Annotated in this window: 8 protein-coding genes; 2 read left to right on the plus strand and 6 right to left on the minus strand. The window is 39.3% G+C overall.

Annotated features, from left to right (window positions below; all coding sequences use genetic code 11):
• The 6 genes from VLB74_RS01885 to VLB74_RS01910 all read right to left on the minus strand — a co-directional run.
• Positions 1-622 (minus strand): DUF2157 domain-containing protein (locus tag VLB74_RS01885; RefSeq protein ID WP_325201780.1); only part of this gene is annotated, 622 nt, incomplete at its 3' end.
• A gap of 128 nt (positions 623-750) precedes the next feature.
• Positions 751-1,962 (minus strand): hypothetical protein, encoded by a 1,212-nt coding sequence (locus VLB74_RS01890; protein ID WP_325201781.1) that lies wholly within the window; start codon positions 1,960-1,962, stop codon positions 751-753.
• A gap of 100 nt (positions 1,963-2,062) precedes the next feature.
• Complete coding sequence (sufD, locus tag VLB74_RS01895) at positions 2,063-3,379, minus strand: Fe-S cluster assembly protein SufD (protein WP_325201782.1); 1,317 nt, start codon at positions 3,377-3,379, stop codon at positions 2,063-2,065.
• 2 nt (positions 3,380-3,381) lie between these two features.
• Positions 3,382-4,134, minus strand: a complete 753-nt coding sequence (gene sufC / locus VLB74_RS01900; protein WP_325201783.1) for a Fe-S cluster assembly ATPase SufC — start codon at positions 4,132-4,134, stop codon at positions 3,382-3,384.
• 44 nt (positions 4,135-4,178) lie between these two features.
• Complete coding sequence (gene sufB / locus VLB74_RS01905; protein ID WP_325201784.1) at positions 4,179-5,627, minus strand: Fe-S cluster assembly protein SufB; 1,449 nt, start codon at positions 5,625-5,627, stop codon at positions 4,179-4,181.
• A gap of 52 nt (positions 5,628-5,679) precedes the next feature.
• Positions 5,680-6,009 (minus strand): HesB/IscA family protein, encoded by a 330-nt coding sequence (locus tag VLB74_RS01910; RefSeq protein ID WP_325201785.1) that lies wholly within the window; start codon positions 6,007-6,009, stop codon positions 5,680-5,682.
• 176 nt (positions 6,010-6,185) lie between these two features.
• On the opposite strand from VLB74_RS01910, the gene VLB74_RS01915 reads away from it, so the two are divergent.
• Positions 6,186-7,046, plus strand: a complete 861-nt coding sequence (locus VLB74_RS01915; protein ID WP_325201786.1) for an MBL fold metallo-hydrolase — start codon at positions 6,186-6,188, stop codon at positions 7,044-7,046.
• A 167-nt stretch (positions 7,047-7,213) separates the two neighbouring features.
• Positions 7,214-7,585 carry a MarR family winged helix-turn-helix transcriptional regulator gene (locus tag VLB74_RS01920; protein WP_325201787.1) on the plus strand — a complete coding sequence of 124 codons (372 nt, stop codon included), beginning with the start codon at positions 7,214-7,216 and terminating at the stop codon, positions 7,583-7,585.
• The last annotated feature ends 377 nt before the right edge of the window (positions 7,586-7,962 follow it).

Below are 7,962 nucleotides of genomic sequence, written 5' to 3' on the forward strand. Positions count from 1 at the left end.
TGTATAGCGTCCACAAAATCAATATAAAACCAATGAAAATCCCAAAATACACAAGATTCGGATTGGAATAGATGTCGTTTTCAAAAACCGTTTGCGGGGTAAGCGTAATTCCTGTAAAGGCAATTAAAGACGTAATCGCCATGGAAAGCACGGTCCGATTGTCAAAATAATAGGCGATTGCAAAACAAATCGTCGCCGAGAACAGCGAAACCAGACTGAAATCCTTTCCAAAAATACCATACTGAAATTGAAGATACCCTATAAAAATACACGCCAGTAAACTCCCTGTCAGTAAAAGATAATCGTAAACCGGATTGTCAAAAAACACTTCCTCTTTCGAAAATCCTTTGGCGTTTTTGAAACTAAAATAAAAACAGATTAACATCAAAACAAAATTCACAGCCAGAATAGCCAAATGCCCAATGCTGTCGATATTTTTATAGACCAATGTTCCGACTCCGGTAGTAAAAAGCAAAACGCCCAAATAGAGCAGAAACAAAAGTTCCGTGTTTAAGGAAAAAAGCCCGAGTGACTTATAATCTTTCACTTCCTGATGTTGGGCTTCGGAGATATACCCCTTTTCGAGCAGCTTCTCCAGTTGTTTTTCCGAAAAATTTTCCATTCAAATAAATTAAGTTAATCAAATATAGCAAAATAGGATACATACGAAAATCCTTAAATAAAAAAACCGCCTGTTACAGCGGTTTCTATTTATTTGAAATAGTTTTCTCAAATATTGGAAAATAAGAATTAACGAAAATATATGACTTCATTTCCATTGTAATAACCGATGCCATTATTAGTGGTAAGAAAAATTATTTCTCTTGCAGACGGAAATTCGAACTTGCTGACATTTATATCTGCCCCTAAATTATTTCTATTGGTTGCTGACCATTTAATCCAAGGCTTAAAAACAAACTCTTTTTCAAATTTGTTGCCTTTTTCAATTATTTTGAAAAAACCTTTATCTGAATAATAGTACAGTAAATTATTAAAGAGATTGTAACTTAAAGGTCCCAAAAATTCATTTACAAATTCAACACCTCCTAATCGTTCTATTTCAAGTAGCGGTAAAGTTAGATCAAAAGATTTATAAAAACCTTCTGCACCAATATCTCTAATAAAGGCAAACTTACTATCCACAGAAAAGTGGAATAAACTCTGTGAAATAAAAATATCATTGCCTACTTCAGCAATTCCCTTTACTGGATTATGGATAGGCAATTGATTCGGAAACTTATATAATGTGTCATTTTGAGTAACAATTATTTTGTCTGAATATGCTAAGCGTAAATCCTCAAAATATTTTTGGTGATTCAAATATTTGTCATAATCAACATCGATTGTTAAATAATCTTCTTCGAAAAATTCCCTTTTATTCAGGTCAAAAAACAAAATATCTTCTCCAAATTCCCCTTTGTCGTAAGTTAGCCATAACCTCGATTTTTTATCCAGATAAACTAAATCAGGATTTTTAAAAGCCCTCCTTCCTTCTGTTTTTTTCGTGGTTTGTACATAGTATCTGTAGTTTGGTCTGATGTTTGTCGGTTCATATAATTGATTTTTGTAAAACAATCCTCTGTTGGTTATTAATAGCATTTCATTTTGGGAGTCGAACAATATCTTATATGGTAAAAATCCAACATCAATTTTTTGCTTTTTAGACCCGAACTTTGCTATTTGGTTGTCTTTTGCTATGTAGAAAACTTCTTCTTTCCTGTCTTTACCAAGCGCGAATACCTCTTTTTCGCTATATTTGACCTTATTACTTTTAACATTAAAAACGACCAAACTATCGCCTTTGGTAATGGCATACACATCTTTCCCAACCACTTGAAAATCTTTATAATCAGTATTCAGAATTTTAATATTCTTTACAAATACTGAATCTCTCCCCTCTTTATTTTGAGCGATTATTGCATTTTGGATCACAAACAATAAAACCATGTAATAAAACCTCATAATCGATTGTTTTTGTTGAACCAGCAAATTACAGAAATTACTTAAATAAAAAAAACCGCCTGTTACAGCGGTTTCTATTTATTTGAATTGGGATTCTCTCTTATAAATCAAATCCCATGTTTACACCAAGCTTGGTAGCGATGATTTTTGCGATTTTAGCCTTCAATTCCGGTATTTTGATACTCGAGGTCACTTCACTCGTAAACGCATACATAAGAAGCGCTTTTGCTTCTTTTTTCGGGATTCCGCGCTGTTGCATGTAGAACATCGCGTTTTCATCCAACTGCCCAATTGTACAACCGTGGGAACATTTCACATCGTCGGCGAAAATTTCCAATTGCGGTTTCGCATTGATGGTCGCTTTGTCGCTCAATAAGATATTGTTGTTCTGTTGGAAAGCGTCTGTTTTCTGCGCTTCTTTTTCCACATAGATCTTTCCGTTGAACACGCCGGTCGATTGTCCGTCCAAAATGGTTTTGTAGTTCTGGTGGCTTTCGCAGTTCGGTTGCTCGTGGTTTACCAAAGTATAGTGGTCTACGTGTTGTTTATCGCCGATGATCGTAATTCCTTTTAACGTCGAATCAATTCTTTCGCCGTGGTGGTAGAAATTCAGGTTGTTACGCGTAAGGTTTCCACCGAATGAGAATGTATGAACAGCTACGCGGCTCTCCTGTTTTTGGGAGATATAAGTATTGTCGATCAAATTAGCGGTTTGTACATCGTTTTGGATTTTGTAATAATCCACGATGGCACGCTTCTGGGCGAAAATCTCGGTAACCGAATTGGTCAGCACCGGATTTTCATTCAGACTCTGATGACGCTCTACGATTTGCACGTGTGCATTTTCACCCACGATGATAAGGTTTCTTGGCTGAACCATCAATGCCGCTTCATTACCGGTAGAGAAATAAATGATTTCAATCGGTTTGTCCACCACTTTGCTCTTCGGTATGTTGATGTAAGCCCCTTCAAATGCGAAAGCGGTATTCAACGTCGTTAAACTTTCCTCCTTGCTGGCCACCTGATTGAAATACGTATCCATCACCATTTTGTATTTCGGTTTGGTCAAGGCCGAAGACATCAAACAAACATCCAATCCGTCGTGCGTGGTAGAAGACAAAAACGTACTGAAAATCCCGTCGATAAAGATCACCTTGTAGGTATCCAAATCGTTCAGGAAGTACTTCTTCACATCTTTGACATCAATGTTGTTTTCCTTTTTCGGGAAGATGCTGAAATCGTTTTTCAACAACGCATTCAGCGAAGTATATTTCCAGGCTTCCTCTTTTTTGGTTGGAAACCCTTTTTCTTCGAAATTCTTTAAGGCTTCGGTGCGAACGTTATGCAGCGCATCCGCCACATCAACTTTCTCTTCAAAGGCCATGAAAGAAGCAAGCAGTTTTTCTTTCAATTCCATAATTATGCTTCCTGTTCTTGTTTAATCCAGTCGTATCCTCTTTCTTCCAGTTCCAATGCCAAATCAGCACCGCCTGTTTTAACGATTTTTCCGTCAATTAAAACATGAACAAAATCAGGAATGATATAATCCAATAAACGTTGGTAGTGCGTAATTACTAATACAGCGTTTTTCTCGTTTTTAAGTTTGTTCACGCCATTAGCCACGATACGCAATGCATCGATATCCAAACCGGAATCCGTTTCGTCAAGTATTGCAATTTTAGGATTCAGCATCGCCATCTGGAAAATCTCGTTACGTTTCTTTTCACCACCCGAAAAACCTTCGTTTAAAGAACGGGATAAGAACTTACGATCCATTTCCAGTAATTCCGATTTCTCGCGGATCAGCTTCAGCATTTCATTGGCCGGCATTTCCTCCTGACCATTGGCTTTGCGTTTTTCGTTGATGGCCGTTTTGATGAAATTCGTAACCGACACCCCTGGGATTTCCACAGGATACTGGAACGATAAGAATACGCCTTTGTGCGCTCTCTCGTCTGGTGCCAATTCTGATAAATCTTCACCGTCCAAAACGATTTCCCCTTCGGTTACTTCGTAGGTTTCGTTTCCGGCAATAATGGATGAAAGTGTACTTTTTCCGGCACCGTTAGGTCCCATGATGGCATGTACTTCGCCCGCTTTGATTTCAAGGTTGATTCCTCTTAATATTTCTTTATCTTCTACTGAAGCGTGTAAATTTTTAATTGATAACATTATATATTATTTTTTACCCGATAAGGCTATATGTTCATAAAAGTTTATCCTACTGATCCTTCCAACGAAATTTCTAATAATTTCTGAGCTTCCACTGCGAATTCCATCGGCAATTTGTTCAACACTTCTTTACTGAATCCGTTTACGATAAGCGCAATGGCTTTCTCCGTAGGGATTCCGCGTTGGTTGCAATAGAACACCTGGTCTTCCCCGATTTTTGAAGTCGTCGCTTCGTGCTCAATCTTAGCTGTTGTGTTTTTGGATTCGATATACGGGAAGGTATGCGCCCCACAATTGTTACCCATCAACAACGAGTCACATTGCGAGAAGTTACGCGCGTTATCCGCCCTTGAAGAAATCTGTACCAATCCACGGTAACTGTTTTGTGATTTTCCGGCAGAAATACCTTTGGAAATAATGGTCGATTTGGTGTTTTTACCCAGGTGGATCATTTTAGTTCCGGTATCTGCCTGTTGGAAGTTATTGGTTACGGCGATGGAATAGAATTCTCCGATGGAGTTATCCCCTTTCAATACACATGACGGGTATTTCCAGGTTACGGCTGAACCGGTTTCCACTTGCGTCCATGAAATTTTTGCGCCGGTCTCACACAAACCTCTTTTGGTTACGAAGTTGAAAACCCCACCTTTACCCTCTTTGTTACCAGGGTACCAGTTTTGTACGGTTGAATATTTGATTTCAGCATTGTCAAGTGCAATTAGCTCTACCACAGCAGCGTGCAACTGATTTTCGTCACGGCTTGGTGCGGTACAACCTTCCAGGTAAGAAACATAACTGCCTTCATCAGCGATTACCAAGGTTCTTTCGAATTGTCCGGTTCCTCCCTGATTGATTCGGAAATACGTTGATAATTCCATCGGACATCTTACGCCTTTCGGAATGTAACAGAACGATCCATCGGAGAATACCGCCGAGTTCAACGCTGCATAGAAATTATCACGTTGCGGCACTACCGATCCGATGTATTTCTGAACCAATTCCGGATGTTCCTGAATCGCTTCGGAAATCGAACAGAAGATAATTCCTTTTTCAGCCAATGTTTTCTTGAAAGTCGTCGCTACGGAAACCGAGTCCATAACGATATCCACTGCCACACCGGCCAATTGTTTCTGTTCGTCTATAGAGATACCCAGTTTTTTGAAGGTCTCCAGCAATTCCGGATCAACCTCATCCAAACTTTCGTATTTATCTTTCTTCTTCGGAGCCGAATAATAGGAAATTGCCTGAAAATCAGGTTTTTCATAATGTACGTTGGCCCAATGCGGCTCGGTCATATCTTCCCAGGCGCGAAACGCTTCCAAACGCCACTCGGTCATCCATTCCGGTTCGTTTTTCTTTTTGGAAATGGCGCGAACGATGCCCTCATTCAATCCGGCAGGAAACGTTTCCGATTCGATGTCGGTGTAAAAACCGTATTCGTATTCCTTGTTTTCTAATTCGATTTTTAAATCGTCTTCAGTATACTTACTCATTATTTTGTCTTAAGGTTTAAAAGACGGATCTGCACCCGGCTTTATATTTGGATTAAAGAGAGAAACTCTCTCCGCATCCACAGGTTCTTTGAGCGTTCGGATTGTTAAACACAAACCCTTTTCCGTTCAATCCGCCTGAGTATTCTAATGTTGTTCCCACCAAATAAAGGAAACTTTTTTTATCCACTGCAATTTTTATATCGTTGTCTTCGAACACTTTATCATCTTCCCCTAAAGTTTTGTCAAACTTCAGATCATAAGACAACCCGGAACATCCGCCACTTTTTACGCCCACTCGGACATAATCCGTCGCAGTGTCGAAACCGTCATCCTCCATTAGAAATGCGATTCTCTTTTTTGCTGTTTCAGATACTTTAATCATAACGTTTATACAGATTAATTCTAATTTACTGCAAAGATATCACATAAAACGATTAATACCTAACTACTAACATTTTTATAACTTATTCCCGCATAGTCTTTTCCTATAAAGCGATTTAGATTGTGAATTCGATGAAGATTGATTAATTTGCAAACGCAATTTTTAAGCCTGAAATCATGAAAATATACCCAATAGAAGCCGGAAATTTCAAATTGGACGGGGGTGCCATGTTCGGTGTGGTCCCAAAAACACTCTGGAACAAAACCAATCCGGCCGATGAAAACAACCTCATCGACATCGCGGCGCGCTGCATGCTGATCGAAGACGGCAAACGCCTGATTCTTGTCGACACGGGCATGGGCGACAAGCAATCAGAGAAGTTTTTCGGTTACTATTCGCTTTGGGGTGACGATACGATAGATAAGTCCTTGGCAAAATACGGATTTCACCGCGACGATATTACCGATGTGTTCATGACGCACCTGCATTTCGACCATTGTGGCGGAAGTGTGGAATGGAACAAAGAACGCACCGGTTACCAGCCGGCCTTCAAGAATGCCACGTTCTGGTCGAACGACAACCATTGGGACTGGGCCACAAAACCGAACCCGAGGGAAAAAGCGTCTTTTTTATCTGAAAACATTCTGCCAATGCAGGAAAGTGGCCAACTCAAATTTATTGAACGTCCGCAAGCCGACTTTGGGTTTTCAAAGGAATTGGATCTTGGTATTTTATATGTAGACGGCCATACCGAAAAAATGATGATTCCGCATATCCAATACCAGGACAAAACCATCGTATTCATGGCGGATTTACTTCCAACGACAGGCCATCTTCCTCTACCGTACGTTATGGGATACGACACCCGGCCGCTGTTAACGCTTCCAGAAAAAGAAAAATTTTTAAAAACGGCAGCAGAAAAGAACTATTACCTGTTCCTGGAACACGATGCCCACAACCAGATCATCACAGTGGAACAAACCGAAAAGGGCGTACGCCTGAAAGAGGTTTTCACCTGTGAAGATATCCTTGGATAAATGACAAAACGCCTTCCGATAACTGAAGGCGTTAATTTTATACTAAAATTTAGTTGACATATCAATTATTTAAAAATCCTTCTTAACTTTGGGTAAAGAAATCGTTCGTGGAGAAGTTAGTCAATATCATTTTTTACAACATTGATCACAGCATCAGACTGTATCGGATGTTTGCACAGAAAAAACTGCGCGAAAACGGTTTTAAAATAACCATCGATCAGTGGTTGGTAATCAAATGCATATTGGAAAACCCAACCATCACCCAACATGAATTGAGCGAAATGGTTTTTAAGGACAATGCCTCGGTAACGAGAATCATTGAATTACTGATAAAAGCCGGCTATCTGGAAAAAGAAACCAACCCGGACGACCGGAGAAAATTAATACTTCATGTTACCCAGGCGGGCGAAGAAGTCATAAAAAAAGTTCAGGAAGTGGTATTGCAAAACCGCAGCATAGCGCTCAACGGAATCGATCAGAAAGAACTGGAAATTGCCGATGCGGTGTTGAGAAAAATAATTGCGAATTGCAAACAATAATATCATCAGTCAAAAAAAATCATCAATCAAAAACGAACTGTTATGATTAAGGTCATTTTATTACTGATTACCATAGTAATCACAGCAGTGAGCTACCTTTTTATTTAAGGTAGCTCTTTTTTTACGTCATTGCATTCAGTACGATTTCAAAAAAAAACGTAACTTGCTGTTTAATGCCAAAAAACTGTTAATCTTTTTTGGATTTGTAACAATTCCGAATACTTCAGACATATCTCAAAAACCTAGATACTTATGAATATATTTAGATCCTATTACCTGTGCGCAGGACTGGCTTTAGCCTTGGCGAGCTGTGGAACGCAAAAAATGGTTTCGACTCCGGCTGAAAACATCGACAAAATGCCGGTGAAAACAGGAAA

It is taken from the genome of Flavobacterium sp. (assembly GCF_035456225.1).
In the GTDB taxonomy this organism is placed as follows: Bacteria; Bacteroidota; Bacteroidia; order Flavobacteriales; family Flavobacteriaceae; genus Flavobacterium.